Consider the following 22,686-nt stretch of genomic DNA (forward strand, 5'->3'; position numbering starts at 1 on the left):
ACTATTTTAATTATTACTTTTTACAACAACCCATCCGTTAAAGGCTCTGCCATCCGGAAGAGTAATGACATACCAGTAGCTGGCTGTAGGCACTGTTCTTCCTGCTATAGTTCCGTCCCAAACAATCCGGGTATTTGTATCCTGTTCGAAAACCTTAAATCCGTAACGGTCATATATTTTCACATTGGATTTCTGATTTCCGAATATATGGAGATCCCTTACGATCCATCTGTCATTAAATCCGTCTCCGTTAGGGGTAATGGCATTTTTAATATCCAGTATTACACCGTCCTGTTTAACGATACAGTCTCCTTCCACATATTTTACATAAAAGGTGGTAATTCCTGTTGGCAGGTTATAAAAGACATTACTGTTTTGCCATGTCACTCCGTCTATAGAATACACAATAGGCTGTGTTCCCGTTGCATAAACAGTATAGGTATTACCATTAGCTTCCAGTTTTTGGATAACAGGTACATCAAAATGTTTAATCTCAAAAGTATCCGTATAAGAACATCCGTTATCTGCCGTTACGGTAAGACTGTACATTCCGACCGCAGTGATCCCTGAAATTGTGTCCGTTGTAGAGATCACCTGTCCCGAAGCATCAGTCCATACATAACTTACAATAATATAATTAGTGATCTGTACTGTATAATCCAGAGATCCGTCCGGACAGAAATATAATGTGCCTATATCAAATATAGGGGTAGGTTTAAGAGAAAGATGGATCTCCGCCACTGCCGGACAAAAGCCGGGAACGCTTACCTTTACATAAATAATATCAGGTCCCGTATTTTGATTGAACTGATAATTGGCAGGAGTGCTGATCGCATTGGTTCCTGCATTCAGGTCTGCCTGTGACGGATAATAGGTAAATGTAACATTAGCTCCGGAATACATCTGGGACTGAAACTGTGTTAAATTAACGATTTCAATTCCATCATTTCCTGTATCACACACATTATTAAGCTGGAAAGGTCCGTTATTCTGAAGAACGACTTTGGTTCCCAATATAAAATTAATACTTGCAATATCATCACATCCCGGAATGTTCTGTACTTTTACCCAGATCTGTGCAGGAAAAGGATTAGCGGTAAAGTTTTGAGGATTGGCAATGGCATTAACTCCGTTTTGAGCATCCTGCTGGGTAAGATAAAAAGTAAATGTATTGACAGGATTCGGGATATCTACCATGAGATGGGTATAACTCATCAGATTCACTTCATAGCTGCCATCCAGGTTTTCATCACATACCGTAAGGGTTGAATTAATGGCTTTAGGAGGAAAATAGGTATTTAACTGAATGGGAGCCACAGAATAACATCCGGTGGTTTGGGATTGAAATCTAGCCCAGACTTCCACTGTTGAAATACTCGTTGTAATGCTATTTCCGATCTGATTTGCCAGGTTTCCCACATTTGCTTCTGCAGCGGTACTATAATAAGAGATCGTCATATCAGACAATGGCTGTGTATTTTGTGAAGGTATGAACAACTGCGAAATGGCATTATTCAGCTGGAAAGTCTCGCTCAGGTTGAAATCCTCATCACATGTATTCAGAACAGCACTATTAAGTACTACAGGCGGCAGGAAGGTCATCTGGATATTCAATTGGGCTACGGAAAAGCATACACTGTTGTTAAATTTCACTTTAACATATACAGTGACACTGCCCTGAACAACAAACTGGGCAGGATTGGTAATTTCGCCGGAAAAGACCTGAGTTGCGGGATCATAAGAAGTATAGTAGGTAAAGGTAACATTGGATCCGCTGTATATCTGTGCCTGAGCCTGGGTCAGGTTATAGATCTCCGCTCCGTCATTATTATTATCACAAATATTGGTTAAAGAGATGGTTACCGGAGAATTGACGGCAGGAGTGGAAGCCAGACTAAGGTTAACAGGATATATCTGCTCGCAGTTGTGCGAAATGACTTTTACAAAAATCTGTTTGGTCCCCGGAACAATTACACTGGTTATGGGATTGCTGCCATTCTGCGCATCAGCCAGGGTAAGGTAAAATACCGTAGTTGCATTCTGCGTTCCTGTTATGGCTCCAGAAAACTGGGCAAGCTGTACATTCTCCGTATTGTCATTATCCATATCACAGATCGTAAAATTCGACTGCACGGCTACCGGATGAACCAAATGAACGTTGATTGCCTTCACCGTGAAACAGGTATCCGATTGTTCAAAACGGACATAAAATGTTTTCGTCACAAAATTGCCATTTGTTGTAATGACCTGACTTGAACTTATTGTGGCAGTTCCCTGCATTGCACTGTTAAAATCCGCATAAAATTCTGTTACAGGTACCGTTGTAGGAGAAACCAGCATACCGGATGACAAAGTGTTCAGATCTACCGTAACATCATCGGTACCGTTAAAACAAATGTATTCATGTTTTTCATCCACCACGATTTTGGTAAACATGACATCCATATTCACCTGAGCAACAGCAAAACACCCGTTTGGGATCTGCACTCTGATAAAGACCTGGTACTGCCCTCCTTTTATAACCCCTAAACCGGGGCTCGTACCGGCAAATGCCGCTGCATAAGTTTCATAAGCTGTAAAAGTGGCTCCTGATTGTGAAGAAACAAGCGGCCCTACGTTTACGGCAAAATCAAAAGGTTCCTGGTTATCTGCATTAATGTCACAAATCGTGTAAGGGAATGCAATGGGAGAATTAATATCAGCTCCAGGCTTAAACTGGAAATGAACCGGGCCTAAAACATAAGTACAGTTGGTATCCTGCAGCCTTACCCAGATATTGGTACTGGTAGTTATATCTGCTGTGAGGATTGCATTGGTATTATTTTGAGCTGCAGCCTGAGTGAGATGATAGGATATTCCTGAAGTTCCTGGTGCGAAAAGCTGATTATTCAGCAAACTAAGATCATAGCCCTGTTCTATTCCGTTATTATTGGTGTCACAAAGCAAAACAGTATCTTTAAGTAAATTTTTGGTAAGGAAATTCAGTGTTAGAACAGCCACCCTGAAACAGGTTGGAATTGACGGATTCTGAATTCTTGCATATAAAACGGTATTGGCGGTCAGAGAATAACTGGAGGGCAGGGCATTCTGCCCGCTCTGCGCATCCTGTAATGAGGTATGGAAGCTGAAATTAAAATTAGCGGGGTTCTGGGAAGTAAGATTAGATTGTAAGCTATTGAGGTTTACATTCACCGGGGCATTCCCGCAAAAATTCTGAGTATGATTTTTAGCAACCGGATAATTGGCAGCAAAGGTCAGCGCAAAGTCATCTGTAAGGGTAAGGATGCTGTTTCCGCAAATATTGAACTTGACATTGGCCGTATACACTTCATTCTGTGTAGGGCAAATATTGGTTTGAATACCCGTACCTACAGTCTGTCCCGCAGCATTGATCCAGGTTACCTGCGGCTGGATCACATTTCCCAGGGGACTGAACCTCCACCCTTCCTGTGAGGCCTGCCAGTTTCCGGTATTTCTGGTTGCCGGTGAAAATCCTGCCGTCCCGTCACTATTAATAACTCCTATCAGTGCATTTTCAAACTTTCTGGTAGGGCACGGAGCAGGCTTTTTATCCACAAAAACCTCAATGACATTGGTGGTTTCATGAAGAACGATCTGAGAAGATGATCGATCTGTACATCCTGCTATCCTTCCTTCATAAAAATTAATCACAAATTTCCGGTAAGGAGCTGTCCCGACCGTGGAATAATAGATCTCGGACTGATCCCCGGAAGAAAATACCATATCATGATATGCCCCGAAAATGGAATTCTTCGGAAGGCTTGTACTTGGATTCGTCCATTGTACATTGGGATAATTAATATTTCCGAGCTGGCTCTGATCGAAAGTCACCATACCGTTGGAACCTACGACAAGGGCTTCAAAATACTGGTTAAAGAAACAAAATCTGAAAGGCAGATCAAGCTTTGCAGCAAACAGGTCATCGTAATTCGCATTAAGGGAAGTCCCTTGGTTCATGGGAACAGCAGGGTTATAAGATTGGGGTCCCACTTCATAGCTTGTCGTTTCTTTAAGTACAGGATATTCTACATGAAGCTGTAAACACCCGTTCGCATCCAGGTCATTCGTACAGCTTACATTGAAATTTTCATTCCCGAAAGCATCCTTGACTTTCACGTTTACAGGTGCCTGAGAGGACGCAAAAACACTTATAAACAGGAATAAAATTTGTAAAATTCTTATCATATATATCAAAAAATTAATTCGTTATTCTATATAATAAAGTTACAAAAAATACAAAACAGAATTCATTTTTCATGAGAAATATATAATAATAAACATTTATTAATATATAATTTAAATTAATAGCGCATAATTATTAATACAAACATCTCTATTCAGTGCCGGAATACCTCACTGTTTCGGTGATCTGTCAAATAAAAGACCTCACTTTTTAACAAGAGTGAAGTCTTTTACTTTAATCTTAAAGTATGTTTAAATTTATTTTCTTTAAGCATTCAGTTTGTTATTCTGCAGGAATCCATATTGTACAGAGATGCTTACAGAATGACTAACAGAATGCTTAGTTTAACAGTATGACAGTACTAAAAATCAAAGATATAAGCGGAATTTAAACAGGCTCTTAATATTAAGAATGTTTTTAAATAAAATCAGAATTACTAAATCCTAGTGTTTTAAAATTACTGATTAGTGTTTCCCAGCATCGGAACAAATTTATATGCCCCGAATTCTTCCTTCTCAAATTCCGTCGGGGAAACTTTGGTAAACCTGAATAAAACCTGCTCGTCAGTCGGTCCTAACGGAATCACCATCTTACCGCCCACTTTTAACTGCTTCAGCAACTCCGTGGGTAGAACAGATGCCCCACAGGTAACAATGATCTTATCAAAAGGTGCAAATGTAGGAAGGCCGGCAAAACCATCCCCAAAACTCTGAAATTTGGGATGAAGATGAAGTTCCCTGAATTTTTTCTTTGAAAAATCAAACAGATCTTTTTGCCTTTCCACCGTGTATACCAAGGCTTTCATAGCCAGGAGAACAGCAGTCTGGTAACCGCACCCTGTTCCGATCTCAAGTATTTTTTCACCCGGTTTTACCTGCAAAAGCTCACTTTGCTCCGCTACCGTCGAAGGATGGGAAATCGTCTGATGTGCCAATATCGGAAATGCACGGTCTTCATAGGCATAGTCCTCGAAAATACTTTCAATGAAGAGATGCCGGGGAACCTCACTCATCGCCGAAAGTACATCCTCATCTGAGATTCCTATTTTCTGTCTGAGATAATCGACTAGGATCTTTCTTTTTCCTTTATGTACAAACGAATCATGCATTCTTAAAGTAGTAAGTATTTAGGTAGCGGGAATTAGTTTTTCACAAAAATATAAAAACAATCAGTATTTGTCAACCTAAAACCTATCATCTCTCTCCTAATGCCTAAAATTATTATATTTACAAAAATTAATATAAGCTATGTTAAAAGCAGGTTTGGTAGGTGCCGGACATCTGGGAAAAATACATTTAAGACTTCTGAATCAGTCAGATAAATATGAATTGGTAGGTTTCCATGATAAGGATGCGGAAAACGGAAGAAAACTGGAAGCCGAGTTCGGTTACAAATATTTTGAAAATTTCGATGATCTCCTGGATCAGATTGATATGCTGGATATTGTGACCCCCACGGTCTACCATTACGACTACGCATTGAAGGCCATTGAGAAAAAGCTTCATTTCTTCATCGAGAAACCCGTTACCCAAACTCTTCAGCAGGCGGAGGAAATCCTTTACAAATGCAGGGAGAATCATATTAAAGCCCAGGTAGGACATGTGGAAAGATACAATCCTGCCTTCATTGCCACAAAGGAATACATACAGACCCCTATGTTTATTGAGATTCACAGATTAGCGGAATTCAATCCAAGAGGAACGGATGTTTCCGTAGTGCTGGATCTAATGATCCATGATCTGGATATTTTATTAAGCATTGTAAAATCCAAAGTCAGAAATATTCATGCAAGCGGTGTATGCGTAGTGAGCAAAACCCCTGATATTGCCAATGCGAGGATAGAATTTGAAAACGGGTGCGTTGCGAACCTTACGACTTCCAGGATTTCGATGAAAGCCATGAGAAAAAGCCGATTCTTCCAGAAAGATGCCTATATTTCTGTTGATTTCCTTGAGAAAAAGGCAGAGGTGATCAAAATGCAGGAAGCTCCGGAAAACCCTACTCCGTTCGATATGATCATTGAGAATGCAGATGGCGAAAAGAACCAGATCTTATTTGAATATCCTAATATTCAGCCTAATAATGCCATTCTGGATGAGCTGAATTCTTTTGCGGATGCTATTACCGAAGACAAGAACGTAGAAGTTTCTCTGGAAGATGGTACGGAAGCACTGAAAATTGCCCTACAGATCATGAAGCTGATCAGTTAATTATATCCTGATAAAAAATTTACCGCAAAAGTCACAAAAGAGTTTTTGGCACTTAAGTTTACGGTTGAGATAGTATATAAAGTAAATATAAGAACATATAGGTTTTCTGAAAATCTTTAATTTTCAACTTAAGTATACTTCTATTAACTTTAACCTGATAAACTTATGATACACTAAAGTGTTAAAACCTTTTTATAGTTAAACTTTTGCTGCTTTTATAGTTGAAAAATAAAATTAAAACATTCTTCTTTACTATTAATCCATCTGAATTATTTTTTGAAGTAAAATAATAATTGTCTTAAATTGCAGATCCCTTTCAGGCTCTAAAAGGGGTTTATTTTAATTGCTCCTTCTTATGAAAAAAATAGCGCTTCTTTTTACCCTTATTTCTGCATTTACTTTTGCCCAAAAGGCGGTTTTGGAACAAAAGATCAATTCTATTATCAAAGATAAAAATGCAACCGTAGGAATATATATTCTGGGGTTTGAGGATGGTTTCAAATATCAAAAGAATGGTGATAAAAAGCTTCCCATGCTGAGCGTTTTCAAATTTCATATTGCCTGTACTGTTCTGGATCTTGTTGATAAAGGAAAATTGTCCTTAGACCAGAAGGTTTTACTGAAAAAATCCGATATGCTGCAAAATACGTGGTCTCCCATGCGGGATAAGTACCCTGACGGGAATGTTGAAATTCCCCTGAGTGAGGTCATAGATTTTACCGTTGCGCTAAGCGATAATAACGGCTGCGATATTCTTTTAAGAATGATCGGGGGCACAAAAACCGTTCAGAAATTCATGGATTCCAAAGGGGTTAAAGGCTTTCAGATAAAATTAAACGAGGAAGCCATGCATAAGGACTGGAAGGTGCTATATGAAAATTACAGCACTCCTGTTTCCGGTGCAGAAGTATTGAAAAAGTTCTATGACGGAAAAATACTTTCCAAAAAATCCACTGACTACCTGATGAAGATGATGCTGGGAACAAAAACCGGAACCAACAAGATTGTACAACAACTGCCTGAAAACACTCCCGTTGCCCACAGAACCGGCTCTTCCGGAAAAAATGAAAACGGATTAACGATTGCAGAAAATGATATGGGAATCATTACTTTACCTAATGGCAAGCATTATGCATTAGTAGTATTCGTAAGCAACTCTATGGAGACTGAAGCGGTAAACTGTAAAATGGTTTCAGATATTTCAAAGGCTGCATGGGATTATTTTAATAAATAAATTGTAAAGCTTAATTTTAGGACTTTAATAAAAACCGATCGATATGAAAAAAATATTTTTAACACTCAGTATATTTTGTTTTGCATTCTTTTATTCACAAAAGAATCAAAATTATGTGGAAATCAGCTATGCCAGTATCTGCTGCGGTCCACCATCTGCAGACCCAGTTGTCAATTATGTAACACAGTTTCAAAAGAAAAACAAACTTAAGTCTCTTGAAGTTTTACAGCGGTCTGGTTTAGGCAGAGAAGGTGAATTTAGTTTATACATTGGGGTGGATAAACTTTCAAGGACCCAGAAAAATAAATTTATCAAAGGACTGAAATCAGCCATTAATTCACAAAACAGCAAAAGAGATGAAAACAAGGACGGAATTGTGAATTTTGACAGTACAATGCTGATAAAAAAAGAGGATCTGGCAGGAAAAAGAAAACTTACTATCTATAAAAAACAAAATTCTAATTAAACAAGTAAAAATGATCAAGAACATCGTAGTTATCGGAGCAGGAACCATGGGAAATGGTATTGCACATACATTTGCACAAGGCGGCTTTAAAGTAAATCTTGTAGACGTATCCCAGGAAGCTTTAGACAGAGGCCTGAAAACCATTACCACCAATCTTGACAGGATCATTGCAAAGGGGAATCTCACCGAAGAACAAAAAGCTGAAACACTGGGGAACATCACTACTTTTACAGCACTTCAGGATGCCGTAGGTACCGCTGACCTGATCGTGGAAGCGGCTACTGAAAATCAGGAACTAAAATTAAAGATCTTCGGACAGATGGATGAGTTTTCTCCTGAGAACTGTATTCTGGCAACCAACACTTCCTCTATTTCCATTACTAAAATTGCATCAGCCACCAAAAGGCCTGAAAAGGTAATCGGAATGCACTTTATGAACCCCGTTCCGATCATGAAACTGGTAGAGATCATCAAAGGTTATTCTACTTCAAAGGAAACATTTGATGCCATTTATGAAATGAGCAAAGCTCTGGGCAAAGTTCCTGTGGAAGTAAATGACTATCCCGGCTTTGTAGCCAACAGGATCCTGATGCCAATGATCAATGAATCCATAGAAACATTATATAACGGTGTTGCCGGTGTTGAAGAAATAGATACGGTAATGAAGCTGGGAATGGCTCATCCGATGGGCCCGCTGCAATTGGCAGATTTCATTGGCCTTGATGTGTGCCTGGCTATTCTGAATGTCATGTATGACGGTTTCAAAAATCCTAAATATGCTCCCAATCCGTTGCTAGTCAACATGGTAATGGCAGGAAAATTGGGGGTAAAATCAGGGGAGGGATTCTATGATTATTCGGAAAGCAAAAAGGCAGAAAAGGTTTCGAAGATGTTCCTGAGATCATTATAATGGAAGAAAGATAAGATTATTCGTTATCCGGAAAGGCAATGATACATTGCTAAAAAATGAATTTCTTCCATGAGAAAAAAAGAAAAAACCATTCAGATCATATTGATCATCATTACTTTAATGATGATCATTTTGCGTTTTTTAATGAACGAAAAAGGAAGGGTGAATCCGGATTCCATACGGTATATGCGGTTTGCCCACGGACTGCCGGTTATTGATAATACCACTACTCCGCTAGGTTATCCTGCCAGCATCAGATTCTTCACCTTCTTCGGTTTTGATGAATTCTGGAGCAGCAAAGTGGTAGGGATTGCTGCATTTTTATTCATACTGTTCTTTGCAAAGAAAAAGAATTTCTATTTCCGGGAAGCCGTTCTTGTAAGCGCATTGTTCAGCTTTCTTTCTATTTACTCCTATACCATGAGCGAGGCCCTGATCCTTCCCTTTGTATTCCTGTTCCTGTATGCCGCCAAACTGATTATTATAGGGAATTTAAAAAAATGGGAAGGCATTCTTTATTTGTCTCTGGCACTGATTGCTCTTTATAATATACGATACAGTGCATTGTTCATGATCGCAGGGACTGGTCTTTATGGCCTGATTTCATGGAGGAAAAAAAATGCATCCGTCTTTATCTGCTCTGCTGCGATAAGCTTTGCTTTTGTGGTTTTGTATAAATTCTTATTCATTGATCATTTTAATGAAAATTATGTAAAGGAATTCCTGATCACAGGATTGAATACTACTCCTGAACTGCTGGTTGAGTTATTTCAGGGGCTTACTACCACGTTTAACCCTTTTATCCATATTGCCAACCCGGGCGGAGGGATCATTAATTATGCGATCTACGGGATCGGATTGCTGAATATTATACTGATGGTATTTCTGTTTGTGAAAAATAAGCTTTCGGAAACAGAGTCTTTCTTTATTTTTGTTGCCATGGTAAGCATTATATGCTCCTATTTCATCCAGTATTTCTATTCCGTAAACCCTATAGACTACAGACTGATGGCACCCTTCAGTTTTCCGGTATGGCTGGTCTATTTCAGAAAGCTTTTCCATATCTTCGGTATTAAAGTCTATGTCATTGGCGTCCTGAGCATTATGACCGGAGCTGCCTTTACCTGGTTATCGAGAGGAAATTATCTTGAGAACCGGAAAATCGTTGCTGATTATCTTAAAAAAGAGAAGCTTGATAAAGTACCGCTTAAATTTTACCTGATAGAAGAAAAGGATCTGGAAAAGATACAGATCGCGGAATTGATAAGTACTGTAAATCCGCAGATTACCCTTACATTCAATCCTAAGGACAGCCTGCAGAGAACTACCCTTACGAGGCATAAAGTTTTGCAAAAAATTAAAATCGACAAGAATAAATATCAATAATTTTATTATCTTTGAGAAAGTTAAAACATTAAAAAAATGAAATTACCAAAGTTTTTATTAGCAGATAATTCGGAATTTCCAGAAGATTTATTCGTTGTTCATACAGAGTATCCAAGATTTATCCTGAACGTTGAGGAAGAGGAAGTTGAGTGGTTGGATGATCTGGAAGGCGATGATGAGGAAACTATGGCAGATGAGGCTACTAAAGTAGTGGAAGCTGCTTTCAAATGGTGCGATGAGGAGCTGGCTAAATACGATGACGAAGAGGAAGAATAAGATAAAAAACAAACATAAAAAAGGAACTCAATCGAGTTCCTTTTTTTATTTCTATTCGGATTTATTGAATTTCAATAGCAGTAAATTGTCTTTATACAGCTCCAAGGTATTTCCGGAAACTACATATCTATTGGCCTTCCCCATCATATCCATAAAATTCTTCTCCACATTTATATTATCACACATCATTTTCGTGGAACCCATTTGCCCGGCAGAGAAATTACCGGTAGCCGGATCTGTTGCAGCCGTCCCGAAGTAATTATTGCATCCTGCATTTCCATTGATCTTTTCTCCTTCAATGTTTAATGTAGGAACCTTCCCTTTCACATTATCCGCCAAAGTCCATTTCGTATTGGCCAAAGATGGCTGAGATTTACCTGCTTTTGAGGTGGACGAACCAGACATTGCTCCACACGACACCAAAACCACTGCTGCACATGCACTTAAAAAAAAGTTTTTCATTTTTTTCTTTTTAGATTTAACTCAAATTTACGGAAATTATATTATCTGAACGGTTTTCGGGGTATTTTATTATTCTCTTAACATTTTGTTCTAAATAATTTTCACATCAAAATTTAACCCGTAAAACTTTCAGAATGACAATTTATACTGATTGAGTTATAATAGTTTTGCAATATTTGAGCTAAATAAAACCCATTGGAAAATCCGGACATAAAAAAACGGGCTAAAGCCCGTTTCTATTGATATGATATATTATCTTCTGTCTTTATATTAAGATCTCAGTTCTGCATTAAATTCTTTCTGGAAAGATTTGATCAAAGAATCCATCACCTCCGAGATGTCTTTTTCTTCCAGTGTCTTTTCTTCATTTAAAAGCTCAAAACTCATGGCATAGGATTTCTTGCCTTCCGGAAGGTTTTTCCCTTCGTAAACATCAAATAAGTTGATATTTTTAATGAATGGAGACTTATTTGTTTTAGCCACCTGATAAAGATCCTGATAGTTGATATTTTTATCGATCAGCAAAGCAAGGTCTCTTCTGATTTTGTTGAATTTAGGAATATCATGGAACTTCAGTTCATTTTTAGAACGTAATTCCTGAGCCAGTTCCAGTTCTATTTCGGCATAGAAACATTCCTGGTCAATATCAAAATCTTTCAGCATCGCAGGAGCTACTTTTCCTATCCTTACCAGGGTATTACCATCTGCTTCATAGGCAAGGGCATCAGAGAATCTTTCGTCTGCCAATGCTACTTCCTTATAATTCAGGTGCAGCCTCTCCAGTAAGACCTTTACATAAGCTTTAAGGTTGTAGAAACTTGTTGCTGATTTAGGCTGAAGCCAGTTTTCCGCAGCATCTCTCCCTGAAACCAAGATGGCCAGCTGCTTTCTTTCCTCGTATTTTTCTCTTTTATGATAAATCTTTCCCAACTCGAAGAATTTAATATCCTGATTCTTCCTGTTGATATTATAAACCGCATTCTGAAGAAGCCCTTCCAAAAGTGATTTTCTCATAAAGGCAAGGTCATTGCTCAAAGGGTTAAGCAGTTTTACCGCATCTGTTTCATCCTTTACCGAAGTCAGAGAGTTATTCATTACCTCGTTGAAGCCTAATCCCTGTAATGTTCTTGCCCAGTTGTTTTCAAGCTCGTCCTGGTCATTCGCATTCAGTTTTACAGGGGTGAAGGAAATCTTTTGTGGTGCATCAATTTTGTTATATCCGTAAATCCTTAAGATCTCTTCTATAACGTCTATTTCCCTTGTCACATCAGCTCTGTATGCCGGAACGGAAATTTCGAAACCGTTCTGGATTTCATTCAAAACCTGGATCTCAAGGGCTTTTAATATTTCTTTTACTTTTTCCCTGTGAATTTTAGTTCCTAAGATCTGCTCGATTTTAGAAAATCTGATGATCACATAGCTGTCCTCAATTTTTTTAGGATATTCTTCCAGAAGTTCTCCTACCATCTTTCCTCCGGCTATTTCCTCGATCATTTTGATGGCATGGGTAATTGCCGTTCTTGTAATATTCGGGTCTACACCTCTTTCAAACCTGAAAGATGCGTCGGTATTCAATCCATGGAATTTAGCCCCTTTTCTTACCGCTACAGGATTGAAATAGGCACTTTCCAGGAATATGGTTTTGGTTTCTCCGGAAACTCCCGAAGTAGCCCCGCCGAAAACGCCGGCAATACACATAGGCGTATCTTTACCATCCTTGATCATGATCTCTGAACCGTTCAACGTTCTTTCAACACCATCCAGGATTGTAAATTTTGTACCTGCTTTTACGGTTCCCACTTTTACTTTTTGATCTGCAATCTGATCTGCATCAAAGGCATGAAGCGGCTGTCCCAAACCATGAAGGATATAATTGGTAATGTCTACCACATTATTGATCGGGCTTAATCCGATGGCTTTTAACCTGTTTTTTAACCAGTCCGGAGATTCTGTCACTTTTACTCCTTCTATCACTGCCCCGATATATCTTGGACATAATTCAGCATTCTCCACTTCCAGCGTAAAACCGTGAGAACCTTCATTCTTTAAAACCTGGGAAGATACTTTCCCGAATTCTGATTTTTGCTTATTGGTTGAGAGGTAGGCATTCAGATCTCTCGCCACACCATAATGAGACATGGCATCCATTCTGTTCGGCGTAAGGCCGATCTCAAAAACGTCATCATTGGTCAGTTCAAAATAATCAGCAAATTTTTTCCCGACCTCATATTGAGCTTCATCCAGAACCATAATACCGCCGTGGTCATCACTAAGCCCCAATTCATCTTCTGCACAGATCATCCCCTGAGAAACTTCGCCTCTTATTTTTGCTTCTTTGATCTCAAAAAAGCTTCCTGTCTTATCATAGATCTTCGTTCCGACAACGGCTACAGGAACGGTTTGTCCGGCCTCCACATTCGGGGCACCGCATACGATGTTCAACACCTTCCCGTTTCCTACATCTACTGTTGTTTTCTTTAGTTTATCAGCATTCGGATGTTTTTCGCAGGTCAATACCTTACCTACAACAATTCCTTCCAGGCTTCCTTTTATGCTTTCAAATTTTTCTATCCCTTCCACTTCAAGACCTATATCTGTAAGGAACTCCCCGATCCTTTCAGGTTTCAGTTCCGTTTTGATGTAGTCTTTCAGCCAGTTATTTGATATTTTCATTATAGCAGTTTGAAAATTTTACTTGAATTTTTGAGTTTACAAATGTCGTGTTTTTTTGAGAAACAGCGAAATTTAGAGGTAACTTTAAGATACTTTATTCTTTCTGTGTTATTCTATTTTCCTATGGTGTGATCGCTTCCAGATCTCTTAGAATATAATCCGGCGGAAATTCCCCAAAGTAGCTTGTGTATTTATTTTTATAGAGGATTACATAGCTGGAACAGGGGTAATGGTACTTAAAAAAGGTATTTTCAATAATATTCCGGGGATCTTTGTGCCATTTGATCTTATTGATCGTCTTCACTCCCTTTTTATCTTTATAAATATGGATAAATTCGGATTTTTGTATCTTATTGGCTTTCTTTTCCAGTTCTTTAAACCACAAAAATGCACTTTCCGGAGTTGAGGTTCCGGTAGAGTTACACCGGTCTTTCCCAGGATGATAGATGATGATCACAGGACGGTCTTCTTTCAATTTCAGTCCTAATGATGCATTTAACTGATCTATAATTTTCCCGGAGCCGATCTCCCCGCTCTCCGATCTTTCTGATAAAATTTTTGTCGTTTTTAAAGAATCATTATAAACTTTCAGCTCTCCATTCTTAAGTTTTCTGCCGTGAAACTGTTCTTTTGTAATGGCATTATCATTTTCATCAAAAAAAGCCGACTGCGCCCATGCAAAGTTGCTTATTAAAAGGGCTGCCAAAATAAATTTTCTCATTAGTCTTTTTTTATTGACAAAAAAGAGGTTTTGAAATTCAAAACCTCTTTTTGTTCTTTATATTTTAAATGTTACAATCCAATTACAGGCATTGACAACATTAAGATATTTTCATTTTCTTCAAGACCGTCAAGAGGTTCTATAATTCCCGGTCTGTTAGGCTGAGACATTTTCATCGTAATATCATCGGCTCCGAGAATAGTCAGCATTTCTGTTAAAAACTTAGAGCTGAACCCGATATTGATGTCTTCTCCGTTGTAATCACACGGAATCTGCATATCCGCTTTGTTTGCATATTCCGTATCTTCTGCATGAAGATGCAAAATGTTCCCGGAAAGCTTAAATCTCACCTGGTTGGTAGATTTATTAGACATGATGGATGCTCTTTTGATAGCGCCCAATAAAAGATTTCTGTTAATTGTCAGTACATTTGGGTTTTCCTTTGGAATTACCGCCGTATAATTAGGGTACTTCCCGTCGATCAATCTACAGATCCATGTATGCTTGCCAAAGGTAAATTTGGCCATATTCTCATTGAAATCGATGGTAACGTCCTCATTAGAGCTTGCCAGTATGTTTTTGAAAATATTCAGAGGTTTCTTGGGCATGATGAATTCCATAGGTTCGGCATTCATCAAATCGGTTCTTTTATAAACCACCAGCCTGTGGGAGTCTGTGGAAACGAAGTTTGTCTCATTTTCTCCAAACTGGAAAAGAACTCCTGTCATTACCGGGCGAAGGGAATCATTACTTGTAGCAAAAAGTGTGTTGGTCAATGCTTCGGATAAAACCCCTGCAGACATGGTTACACTTTGAGAAGCATCAAATTCCGGCAGTTCAGGATAGTCATCCGCATTGTCCAATGCTACCGCAAAATTGTCTTTTTCGTCCAAAATTTCAAGCTGGCTTCCGGTACCTTCTGCATTGTCTTTCACAGAGAATGTGAGAGGCTGCTCGCCGTAGGTTTTGATAAAATCCTGAAAGATCTTAGCAGGAACGGCAAATTTACCTGAGTCCTCAGATTTTACTTCCAGAGAGGTTACAAGAGTTGTTTCGCCATCAGATGCTGTAATGGTAACATTATTTTCGTTTAACTCAAAAAGATAGTTTTCTAAAATTGGTCTCGATTGAGAGCTTGATATTACGCCACTTACAGTTTGCAATGCCTTCTGCAGTTCACCACTTGAAATAATAAATTTCATAGATTTAAAAATAAGTTTTTACAAATATAATAAATAGAAAACAGATTATAAAAAATAATCCGGTGAGTTATTAACAAAAATCAATTGTCTGTTTTTAAACTGGATATGACATTCAGATTTCTGTAATTATTCGTTTTTGCATCAAAAATCTCAGCCGTATAGTAAGTAATATTTACTTTTTTATTCAAAAGAGAATTATATTCTTTAGGCAAATCCAGATCGGATTCTACTGCTGATACCCAATACAGCTTATTCAGGGTTTTATTTTCACCTACCAGATGGAATACGACAAAATTTTCCTTTTCTATCTTTGTGATGGTTCCGTTCAACATAAGCTGCGGGCTTTCCGCCTCTTCTTCCGATTTTCCCATTATATCCAAAAACAGGTCAGAGCATTCCGTAGCCATCAACATTCCCACACTGGAAAACAGTTCTTCCATTGCCTTATCATTGGCCTCACTTGTCATATTTGAAACATCGATGTTATAATCCCGTTTAAGCTCTTTTTCAAAAACCATTGAAGATTTGATAACGCATAATCCGAACTGGGTATCCAGATTTTTGGCATCAGGATTTTCTGATTTTATTTTGCTGACGCATTCACAGGAAGCTTTGGCAATTTTCTTTTTATACTCCTAGGAAAAGGCAAAACCCGATATAAGAATTGAGAATACGATTAGTAATTGTTTTTTCATGGTATTAAAATTTTTCAAAGATAGTAGAATTAATGAAATATCATCAAAATGCAAATCTTATCTTTGCTAAAAATATTAAAAATGCGGAAACCATCTCTTTATAAAAGTTTTCTTAATGCTTTGCGGGGTGTTTTTCTGATGGCAGGAAGCGAAAGAAATTTTAAGATCGAGCTTTTTGTCTTTTTTATTAATGTTTTTCTGATCTTTTACCTGAAGCTTTCAGCTACCGATGCTATTCTTATCCTTATTGTTTCTTTTGGGGTTTTAGGTGCTGAGATCTTCAATACGGCTGTTGAAAAACTCTGCGATATAGTTCAACCTGATTTTGACAGGAGGATCGGTTTTATAAAAGATATTTCAGCCGGAGCTGTTTTGCTGATGGCTATTGCTTCCGTTATTGTTGGGATCGTTGTTTACTGGAAGTATGTTTTCATTCAATTCTCCACATTTTTGTCATTCTGAATGAAGTGAGGTGAGAAATCTCAATGGTTGAAAGTAGGGCTAGATTCTACCTTTAAAGAGAAGAGCATTCAATTAAACTAATAGATTCCTGAGAATACAATTCATATTCCGATTAAGAATTAAATCTCCTTTATTCATCAAAACTTCGATAGAAATTTGGGAAATAAATCCCACTAGTAAGGTATTAAGTAAAGATGAATTCTCTGCTCTATTTGTAAAATTATAAATTAAAAGTATGGAAAAAATTGTAATAGGTATTGATAAAACAAAATTATTTACAGGATTTTTACACTTATAAAAAAATGAAAAATCTCATGAAAAAAATTACATTAATAATTGTATTATGTCATAGAAATCGGAATAACGCACTTTGTGTGTAATGTCTGATTATAAAAAATAGAAATATTATAGAATCGGTGGAAAGAAAAAAGCAACCTCTTTCGAAGTTGCTTTTTATTTTGAAAATCTTTGCAGATTATTTTCTTAGACCTAGTTCAGCAATAATTGCTCTGTATCTTGCGATATCTTTTTTCTTAAGATAATCTAATAAGCTTTTTCTTTTACCTACTAATTTCACCAAAGATCTTTCTGTGTTATAATCTTTGTGATTGCTCTTTAAATGAGCAGAAAGATGGTTGATTCTGTAAGTGAAAAGGGCAACCTGTCCTTCAGCGCTTCCTGTGTCTTGTGCAGATTTCCCGTGCTTTGCGAAAATTTCTGCTTTTTTTTCTGTTGTTAAGTACATTCCAATATTGTTTAATGATTATTATGTAACGGGTGCAAAGGTACAACTATTTTCTCAGCTGACCAACGTTATTGATTTCATTTATCAAAAATGATAGAAAAAAATGTTAAAAATTTCTTAACAAGTTATATGTTATCCCATTAAAACGCAGTAATTTTGCAAACGAATCCATGATGAAAAAAATTTTACTTTTAACAGCGTTTACTTTTTTTTTAATGATCGGCATTGCCCCGGTGAAAGCACAGGAAAATGCGGATGACAGAATAAAGAAAATCTTATACTTCAACCCTGAAGTGGAACCTGATATTGAGGAAATAAAAGAACCTACCAATCACGCTTTTTTCAGTGCCGTTTCCGATAATATAAGCGGCCGGAAAAACAAAATGCTCCGTGCAGAAATACAGATCCCTTTTGATAATATTGATAAACAAACTATTACAGATTACTGTATCAACAATGATGCGGATTTTGCCGTTGTTCCCAAAGTAAGATATTTTAAGGTAGGCATCGGTAAATATGTATTTTCTAACCAGGTTGTGGTAAGCCTTAAGGTTTTTGATGCCAAAGGGAATTTTATCGCAGAGTCAGACCATGACACTTACCGCAAGAATATGCGCCTTTTGGGTTCTGCCGAAAATTCCATTAAAATCGGGACCAATGGTGCCATAAAAGGCATCCTGAAAAAATTGAGAAAAGTAAAGCATACTGCCGGATCTGATTTTTAGATTTTTATAGAGTACAATAGATTTTTTTCATCTTACAGTTTATACTCAGAAAATGAGAAGACATAAAGTTTAATTAATTCTTAATTTTATCACACCTCTACCTCATTTTAAAAATTTGAATTATTTTTGCATTGCCAAAAATTTCATGTTTTGAATTCCACGGACGAACTTATCTTTAATCCTGCCGATATTGCCGAAACACTCAGCGGACTTCCTGCTGATGAAAGGCTACTGGCATTTTTAAAAGTTCCGAAAGAATACAAAGCAGAAGTTTTTTCCCACCTTGATCCGGATTTCCAGGAAGAAACCATCAGAAGCATAGGAAGTGATGATGTTTCCGAAATTCTGAACGCCATGACTCCTGATGACAGGACTGCCCTGTTTGAAGATTTCCCGGACGAGCTTATCAAATACTCCATCAATCATCTTAATCCGCAGGAAAGAAGGATCGCTTTGAAGCTTCTGGGCTATGATTCAGATTCTATTGCCCGTCTGATGACCCCTTATTACATTCAGATCCGTAAGGAATGGACAGTAAAAAGATGCCTGCAGCAGATCAAAAAAGTCGGAAAAAGGGTTGAAACCATGAACCACCTGTATGTGGTGGATGAAAGAAACCGCCTGATCGATGATATTGCGTTAGGAAGCTTATTACTGGCAGAAGAGGATACGCTGATCTCCGAGATCACAGATAATCATTTTGTGGCTATTACCACAACGACTTCAAAAGAAGATGCGGTTACTTATTTTGAAAAATATGACAGGACTGCCCTTCCGATCATTACGGAAGCCGGAGTGCTGGTAGGTATTGTGACGATTGATGACATCTTAGACCAGATCGAGCAACAAAATACGGAAGACATTCAGAAGTTCGGGGGTGTGGAAGCACTTGATGAGCCTTATATTCAAACGCATTGGTTTGAAATGATCAAGAAGCGGGGATTATGGCTTATTGTCCTGTTCTTTCTACAGCTTATCACAGCATCTGTAATGGGTTTTTATGAAAATGAAATTGAGAAGGCTGTAGTACTTGCCCTTTTTATTCCTCTGATCATTTCAAGTGGCGGTAATTCAGGATCGCAGGCAGCAACCTTGATTATCCGTGCTATGGCGCTCCAAGAAATCACTATAAAAGACTGGTGGAGGGTAATGAAGAAAGAACTGGTAACCGGGCTGGTTCTGGGAACACTTTTGGGTGTAGTCGGGTTTTTCAGAATTATGATCTGGCAAAAGCTGGGCTGGTTCAATTATGGGGATTATTGGTATTTTGTGGCCATCAGCGCAGCAATTTCTCTTGCCATGATCGTACTTTGGGGAACTCTTTCCGGCTCTATGGTGCCATTTATCCTTAAAAAATTCAATCTCGATCCGGCCACCTCATCGGCTCCGTTCGTAGCCACCTTAGTGGATGTTACCGGACTTATCATCTATTTTACCATTGCCGGGCTTTTCTTAACCGGAAAACTTTTGTAATTTTAGGCAAAGTCTGAACATGAAAGTTATTTCTCTGGTTCCTTCTATTACGGAGGCTTTATTTGATTTGGGTCTGACTGAAAATGAAATCATCGGAAGAACAAAATTCTGTATTCATCCCAAAGAAAAGATAAAGCATGTAGAGATCATCGGCGGTACAAAAAACCTGAATATTGAAAAGATCAAAAGCTTAAACCCTGATCTTATAATTGCCAATAAGGAGGAAAATGTAAAAGAGCAGGTACAGGCCCTGATGGAGGAATTCAAGGTTGTGGTAACTCATGTGGAAAGTGTTGAAGACAATTATTACCTGCTTAAAAGCTTGGGGAATATCTTTAAACAGGAAGAGAAAGCCAAAGCCTATAACGTGAAGATCTACGAGGTTTTAAATCAGGTTAAAACAGACTCCAAAGTAAAAATAGCCTATCTGATCTGGAAAAATCCTTATATGACGGTAGGTTCAGATACTTTTATCCATCATATTTTAACGGAAATGGGGTTTGAGAATATTTTTAAAAACAGGACCCGGTATCCGGAAATCACAGCAGAGGATCTGGTCGGAGCCGAAATTATAGTGCTTTCTTCGGAACCGTTTCCTTTCAAAGAGAAACATATTGAAGATCTTAAGGTGCTTTACCCTGAAAAAAAGATCATGATTGTTGACGGGGAAGCATTTTCATGGTATGGGACACGCCTTGCGAAATGTGAGGGCTATTTTAAGGAACTATTATCCGGTATACATTCTCTCAAATAAAAACTCCGGTTGAGCCGGAGATATTTTTTACTATAAAAGTTTTTTAAACACTTTAGTTATTATAAGCTGACAAATCAGATGCTGTATAGTCCACTTAAATTGAAAATCTTTTGTTTTCAATAGTTTTTTAAGTGCTTACCTTTATGGTTATATGTAAGACTATAGGATCTTGGAAACTTCGTGACAAAGCCATTCCAATAGCTCCAGATCTTCTTTGGTAAAAGGATTTAATGTGTGTGAGTCTATATCGATTTGCCCGATATTGACCCCGTTTTTAAAGATAGGAACCACAATTTCCGCCTTTGTATCAATAGAGCAGCTTAGGTAATTGTCCTGCAGCTTTACATCAGGAACTATAAACGTTTCATTGGACACGGCAACCTGACCACAAATCCCTTTTCCGTAAGGAATAATCGTATGATCTGTAGGTGCACCTACATACGGCCCTAAGATCAGCTCGTCCTTATCTCCGTTTTTAAAGTAGAAACCCGTCCAGTTAAAGTATGAGATCTCCTGATCCAGCAGATGGCAGACTTTCTGAAGCTTTTCTTCTGTATTATGTTTCGGGCTTTCAAGAATGGAGGAAAGCCTTTTCTTTAGTTCTGACATTGTATGTTATTTTAAGAGAATTGTTTTAAGGAAAGTTCTTCCTTATATCCGAACATTCCGCGCTCTTTGATCATTTCTGAAACTCCATCAGGCAGCTGATTTTCCCAGCCTTTTATACCGCCTGCAATTTTCCTCAGTATTTCCCTGGAATAGATCTCAAGAAACTCCGGATTATAGTTTTTAATGTCTACGATACGGTTGTTCAGTTTGAAATATTTATATAGTTCTTTCAGGTTTTCTTCTACTTTAAGGTTCGAGGCATCTAAAAGCTCATGGGTTTCAGGGTCTTTATAAGGATACAGGTACACTCTCATTCCGTTACGGAAGAATTTACCGAATGCTTCCAGAATTCCTCCGGAAAGGTTTTTATAATATTTTTCGTCAAATACCATCAACAGGTTGTTCACCCCCATTGCCACTCCGATATTCCCGTTGGTATAGGACGCAAAATAATCAATCAGTCTATAATATTCCGAGAAGTTTGAGATGATAACGGTATATCCCAGTTTACCCAGGATGTCCACCCTGTCCAGGAAATCCCTTTCATCAATATCTCCATCAGCACGAAGGTTGGAAATGGTAATTTCGATCAGGATCTCTGTTTCTTCCTGGGTGCAGATCGCATCCTTCAAAAACATATCGATCCCGTTTTGCAGCATATCAATGTTTACTTTGGTTACCGGCCTGAAACTTCCTCTTACCGCAAAAATATTCTTCTTATATAAGCTGTCTGCAGGAAGCATATTATTTCCTTCAGAATTAAAGATCACAGCATCCGTCATCCCGTTCTTTACCAACTGCAGGGACATCAATCTGTTATCAACATAAGCAAAAGCCGGCCCGCTGAAATCGATCATATCTATTTCCAGATTGTCAGTAGCCACATCGTCGTATAAAGATTCAATCAGTCTTCTTGGATTATCATAATAGGTAAATGCGCCGAAAATAAGATTTACGCCCAGGTTCCCTAATGTCTCCTGCTGTAAAGTGGCATCATTTTCCTTGAATTTAACATGAATAACGATCTCGTTATAGTCTTCATTAGCTCTTACCTGGAAACGGATTCCTACCCAGCCATGCCCTCTCTGGGTTTTATCAAAATTAATGGTCGTTACTGTATTGGCATATGAAAAAAACTTTCTGTTCGGGCTGTTTTCCCTTGAGATCCTTTCTTCGATCAGGGATACTTCATAGCGAAGCATTTTACGAAGTCGGTTTTGGGTAACGTATCTGTTTTTTGCTTCTTTTCCATAGATGGCATCACTAAAATCCTTGTCGTATGCAGACATTGCTTTGGCAATGGTTTGTGAAGCGCCTCCTGCTCTAAAAAAATGCCGAACAGTCTCCTGCCCTGCCCCAATTTCCGCGAAAGTACCATAAATAGTAGGATCTAGATTAATTGTTAATGCTTTTTGTTTAGGAGTCAGTTTCTGATACATTAGAACATTAAATTTTTTGTAAATTTACCAAAATTAATAC

At 38.1% G+C, this 22,686-nt stretch carries 20 protein-coding genes; 10 read left to right on the forward strand and 10 right to left on the reverse strand.

From position 1 onward, the window contains the following. Positions 1-6 precede the first annotated feature (6 nt). Both HNP38_RS05420 and HNP38_RS05425 read right to left on the reverse strand, forming a co-directional pair. Positions 7-4,206 carry a T9SS type B sorting domain-containing protein gene (locus tag HNP38_RS05420; protein WP_184185610.1) on the reverse strand — a complete coding sequence of 1,400 codons (4,200 nt, stop codon included), beginning with the start codon at positions 4,204-4,206 and terminating at the stop codon, positions 7-9. 455 nt (positions 4,207-4,661) lie between these two features. Next, complete coding sequence (locus HNP38_RS05425) at positions 4,662-5,312, reverse strand: protein-L-isoaspartate(D-aspartate) O-methyltransferase (protein WP_184185613.1); 651 nt, start codon at positions 5,310-5,312, stop codon at positions 4,662-4,664. Between the two features lie 139 nt (positions 5,313-5,451). On the opposite strand from HNP38_RS05425, the gene HNP38_RS05430 reads away from it, so the two are divergent. From HNP38_RS05430 to HNP38_RS05455, 6 genes are all read left to right on the forward strand, one after another. After that, positions 5,452-6,414, forward strand: a complete 963-nt coding sequence (locus tag HNP38_RS05430; RefSeq protein ID WP_184185616.1) for a Gfo/Idh/MocA family protein — start codon at positions 5,452-5,454, stop codon at positions 6,412-6,414. A 355-nt stretch (positions 6,415-6,769) separates the two neighbouring features. After that, a complete protein-coding gene (bla-A, locus tag HNP38_RS05435; RefSeq protein WP_184185619.1) occupies positions 6,770-7,648 on the forward strand; it encodes a CGA/CIA family class A beta-lactamase in 879 nt (292 codons plus the stop codon). Positions 7,649-7,691: 43 nt separating this feature from the next. Then, positions 7,692-8,114 (forward strand): hypothetical protein, encoded by a 423-nt coding sequence (locus tag HNP38_RS05440; protein WP_184185622.1) that lies wholly within the window; start codon positions 7,692-7,694, stop codon positions 8,112-8,114. A 13-nt stretch (positions 8,115-8,127) separates the two neighbouring features. Next, positions 8,128-9,024, forward strand: coding sequence for a 3-hydroxybutyryl-CoA dehydrogenase (locus HNP38_RS05445; RefSeq protein WP_184187602.1), 897 nt, complete (start codon positions 8,128-8,130; stop codon positions 9,022-9,024). 69 nt (positions 9,025-9,093) lie between these two features. Next, positions 9,094-10,410: a hypothetical protein gene (locus tag HNP38_RS05450; RefSeq protein WP_184185625.1), complete on the forward strand. Its 1,317-nt coding sequence runs from the start codon at positions 9,094-9,096 to the stop codon at positions 10,408-10,410. Between the two features lie 36 nt (positions 10,411-10,446). After that, positions 10,447-10,686 (forward strand): hypothetical protein, encoded by a 240-nt coding sequence (locus HNP38_RS05455; protein ID WP_027380779.1) that lies wholly within the window; start codon positions 10,447-10,449, stop codon positions 10,684-10,686. A 51-nt stretch (positions 10,687-10,737) separates the two neighbouring features. Here the strand turns inward: HNP38_RS05455 and HNP38_RS05460 are convergent, their stop codons facing one another. The 5 genes from HNP38_RS05460 to HNP38_RS05480 form a co-directional block, all read right to left on the reverse strand. Beyond that, positions 10,738-11,148 (reverse strand): META domain-containing protein, encoded by a 411-nt coding sequence (locus HNP38_RS05460; protein ID WP_184185629.1) that lies wholly within the window; start codon positions 11,146-11,148, stop codon positions 10,738-10,740. A gap of 270 nt (positions 11,149-11,418) precedes the next feature. Continuing rightward, positions 11,419-13,821 (reverse strand): phenylalanine--tRNA ligase subunit beta, encoded by a 2,403-nt coding sequence (pheT, locus tag HNP38_RS05465; RefSeq protein WP_184185632.1) that lies wholly within the window; start codon positions 13,819-13,821, stop codon positions 11,419-11,421. A gap of 121 nt (positions 13,822-13,942) precedes the next feature. Continuing rightward, a complete protein-coding gene (locus HNP38_RS05470) occupies positions 13,943-14,542 on the reverse strand; it encodes a hypothetical protein (RefSeq protein ID WP_184185635.1) in 600 nt (199 codons plus the stop codon). Positions 14,543-14,613: 71 nt separating this feature from the next. Then, positions 14,614-15,744: a DNA polymerase III subunit beta gene (dnaN, locus tag HNP38_RS05475; RefSeq protein WP_184185638.1), complete on the reverse strand. Its 1,131-nt coding sequence runs from the start codon at positions 15,742-15,744 to the stop codon at positions 14,614-14,616. Between the two features lie 80 nt (positions 15,745-15,824). Then, on the reverse strand, positions 15,825-16,262 hold the full coding sequence (locus HNP38_RS05480; protein WP_184185641.1) for a hypothetical protein: 438 nt from the start codon (positions 16,260-16,262) through the stop codon (positions 15,825-15,827). A 258-nt stretch (positions 16,263-16,520) separates the two neighbouring features. Between HNP38_RS05480 and HNP38_RS05485 the strand changes: the two genes are divergently transcribed. Beyond that, positions 16,521-16,901 (forward strand): diacylglycerol kinase family protein, encoded by a 381-nt coding sequence (locus HNP38_RS05485; protein WP_184185644.1) that lies wholly within the window; start codon positions 16,521-16,523, stop codon positions 16,899-16,901. Between the two features lie 475 nt (positions 16,902-17,376). Here HNP38_RS05485 and rpsO read toward each other — a convergent pair whose 3' ends face one another. Further along, positions 17,377-17,646, reverse strand: coding sequence for a 30S ribosomal protein S15 (gene rpsO / locus HNP38_RS05490; protein WP_184185658.1), 270 nt, complete (start codon positions 17,644-17,646; stop codon positions 17,377-17,379). A gap of 173 nt (positions 17,647-17,819) precedes the next feature. Here rpsO and HNP38_RS05495 point away from each other — a divergent pair, with 173 nt between their 5' ends. The 3 genes from HNP38_RS05495 (at position 17,820) to HNP38_RS05505 (ending at position 20,598) form a co-directional block, all read left to right on the forward strand. Beyond that, a complete protein-coding gene (locus tag HNP38_RS05495) occupies positions 17,820-18,371 on the forward strand; it encodes a pyruvate decarboxylase (protein ID WP_184187605.1) in 552 nt (183 codons plus the stop codon). 150 nt (positions 18,372-18,521) lie between these two features. Continuing rightward, on the forward strand, positions 18,522-19,844 hold the full coding sequence (gene mgtE / locus HNP38_RS05500) for a magnesium transporter (protein ID WP_184185661.1): 1,323 nt from the start codon (positions 18,522-18,524) through the stop codon (positions 19,842-19,844). 19 nt (positions 19,845-19,863) lie between these two features. Next, the gene (locus HNP38_RS05505; RefSeq protein WP_184185665.1) at positions 19,864-20,598 is read left to right on the forward strand and encodes an ABC transporter substrate-binding protein; all 735 of its coding nucleotides are present in this window, start codon (positions 19,864-19,866) and stop codon (positions 20,596-20,598) included. Between the two features lie 159 nt (positions 20,599-20,757). Here the strand turns inward: HNP38_RS05505 and HNP38_RS05510 are convergent, their stop codons facing one another. Both HNP38_RS05510 and HNP38_RS05515 read right to left on the reverse strand, forming a co-directional pair. Then, complete coding sequence (locus HNP38_RS05510) at positions 20,758-21,207, reverse strand: GAF domain-containing protein (protein ID WP_184185669.1); 450 nt, start codon at positions 21,205-21,207, stop codon at positions 20,758-20,760. An 11-nt stretch (positions 21,208-21,218) separates the two neighbouring features. Next, the gene (locus HNP38_RS05515; RefSeq protein ID WP_184185672.1) at positions 21,219-22,646 is read right to left on the reverse strand and encodes a TonB-dependent receptor; all 1,428 of its coding nucleotides are present in this window, start codon (positions 22,644-22,646) and stop codon (positions 21,219-21,221) included. Positions 22,647-22,686 lie beyond the last annotated feature (40 nt).

Origin of the sequence: Chryseobacterium defluvii (assembly GCF_014204415.1) — a bacterium.
Classification (GTDB): Bacteria; Bacteroidota; Bacteroidia; order Flavobacteriales; family Weeksellaceae; genus Chryseobacterium; species Chryseobacterium defluvii_A.